The sequence below is a fragment of the Endozoicomonas sp. SESOKO3 genome (genome assembly GCF_024606255.1).
The window spans coordinates 1-2,119 of sequence record NZ_JAHHPR010000453.1 but is presented as its reverse complement, the minus strand read 5'-3'; the positions used below and the strand labels follow the sequence as shown (position 1 = coordinate 2,119).

The 2,119-nt window shown below is 49.1% G+C and carries 3 protein-coding genes; all 3 read left to right on the top strand.

Going from position 1 to position 2,119, the window contains the following annotated elements; genetic code table 11:
• Positions 1-297, top strand: a 297-nt coding sequence (locus KDK18_RS07785; protein WP_257254337.1) for an ATP-binding protein, incomplete at its 5' end; no start/stop codon positions are given.
• Between the two features lie 24 nt (positions 298-321).
• Complete coding sequence (ntrC, locus tag KDK18_RS07780; RefSeq protein ID WP_257254336.1) at positions 322-1,749, top strand: nitrogen regulation protein NR(I); 1,428 nt, start codon at positions 322-324, stop codon at positions 1,747-1,749.
• Positions 1,750-1,914: 165 nt separating this feature from the next.
• Positions 1,915-2,119, top strand: a 205-nt coding sequence (locus KDK18_RS07775) for a hypothetical protein (RefSeq protein ID WP_257254335.1), incomplete at its 3' end; no start/stop codon positions are given.

Sequence of the window (2,119 nt, the reverse complement as noted above, 5' to 3'; positions counted from 1 at the left end):
CGTATATCCAGACAGTTCACAATTGGCAATCAACGCCGGAAGCTTGTTTGTCATCTGTCCATCATTGACAATGGTCCCGGCATTCCCGAACACCTCAAGGAAAATATTTTTTATCCCATGATCAGCGGCAGAGCGGAAGGAACCGGCCTGGGGCTACCAATGGCTCAGTACATTATCAGCCAGCATCAGGTGTTAATTGAATGTGACAGTAAACCGGGGCAGACCTGCTTTCACGTCTATCTCCCGCTAACGGTGAATGAGCCTACATCCCAACCTTCTTACCTCAGGCAGTCTTGAGCGGATAAACAACAGGAGTAATTAATGAGTACGGATTCTAAAGTCTGGATTATTGATGATGATCGTTCTATCCGCTGGGTGCTGGAAAAAGCACTGGCCGGAGAACAGATCGAAGCCGATGTCTTTGATTCTGCCGATAAGGCTCTGCGGGAGCTGCAATACTCTCAGCCTGAAGCTATTATCAGCGATGTCAGAATGCCTGGTACCAATGGGCTGGAATTTCTCAAGGAAGTTCACGAAACCTACCCGGACCTGCCTGTCATCATTATGACTGCCCATTCTGATCTTGAAAGTGCTGTCTCTTCCTATCAGGGTGGCGCTTTTGAATACCTTCCCAAACCCTTTGATATAGACGACGCCGTTTCGTTGGCCAAACGCGCCATTGAGCACAGTTGTCAGAAAAAGACAGAACAGGTGATCGAGGCGGTTGATAACGGCACTGAGATTATCGGTGAAGCACCCGCCATGCAGGAAGTCTTCCGTGCCATTGGCAGGTTATCGCAATCGAATATTACCGTACTCATCAATGGTGAATCCGGTACAGGTAAAGAACTGGTTGCCCACGCACTGCACAAGCATAGCCCCAGAGCCAGCAATCCTTTTATTGCCCTCAATATGGCAGCCATACCCAGAGATTTGATTGAATCAGAACTCTTTGGTCATGAAAAAGGGGCGTTTACTGGTGCCGGAGCCATGCGCAAGGGACGCTTTGAACAGTCCCAGAATGGCACACTGTTTCTTGATGAAATAGGGGACATGCCCGCAGAAACACAAACCCGATTGCTTCGGGTACTTGCAGATGGTGAGTTCTATCGAGTGGGTGGCCATACCCCGGTTAAAGTCGATGTCCGTATTATTGCAGCCACTCACCAGAATCTCGAAAAGCTGGTTGAGGAAGGCACATTTCGTGAGGACTTATTCCATCGACTCAATGTTATTCGGATTCACCTGCCGAGACTGAGAGAGCGTTCAGAAGATATCCCTGTTCTGGCCAGACATTTTCTGGACAGGGCCGCCAAGGAGCTGAACGTTGAACCCAAAGTACTGACCCAGGAAACGGCGAAATTTATTGCCAGTCTGGAATGGCCCGGCAATGTCAGACAGCTGGAGAACACTTGTCGTTGGTTGACGGTAATGGCTTCAGGCCGGGAAGTACTGATCTCTGACCTTCCACCTGAACTGTTAAGCCAGCCCGACAGTGGCCCAGTGACGCTCCAGCCAGGCAACTGGGAGCAACAGCTTCGTCTCTGGGCAGACAGAGAGCTTGCGGCCGGTAACAGCAGCATTCTGGACAAAGCGATCCCCGCTTTTGAAAAGATCATGATTGAATCAGCTCTGCAACATACGGGAGGTCGAAAAAGAGATGCTTCCGAGCTCTTAGGCTGGGGAAGAAACACCCTGACCCGTAAAATGAAAGAGCTGAAAATGTCTGACAAAGCTTTGACAGAATAACGTTTGTGACAACCAGGGAGAGCCGTTTCTGACGTTATTCTCCCTCTGAGCACATCAACACGCCCGAATATCTTGCTCTGCCACCCGTTAAACTGTCCTGCCAATCAAGTTTCTGAGAATTTCTATACTCGACTTAAGTAACACCAGACAGGAAGTAGGTGTAATATGAAACTCTCAGCAATGGTCTGCAGAGGCTTAGTTGCCTCGTTGTTTATTCTAATCACGTCTTCGACTTATTCTGCACAGCAAGGCAGCATTGGAAAAACCTCCACAGGTTCTTTCGGTATTCGCCTGGTCATAAAGCCTAACTTGCAAGCCTCCATAGCAACCCCGTCCATATCTCAAACGGATGACGCTGATTCAAACGCTC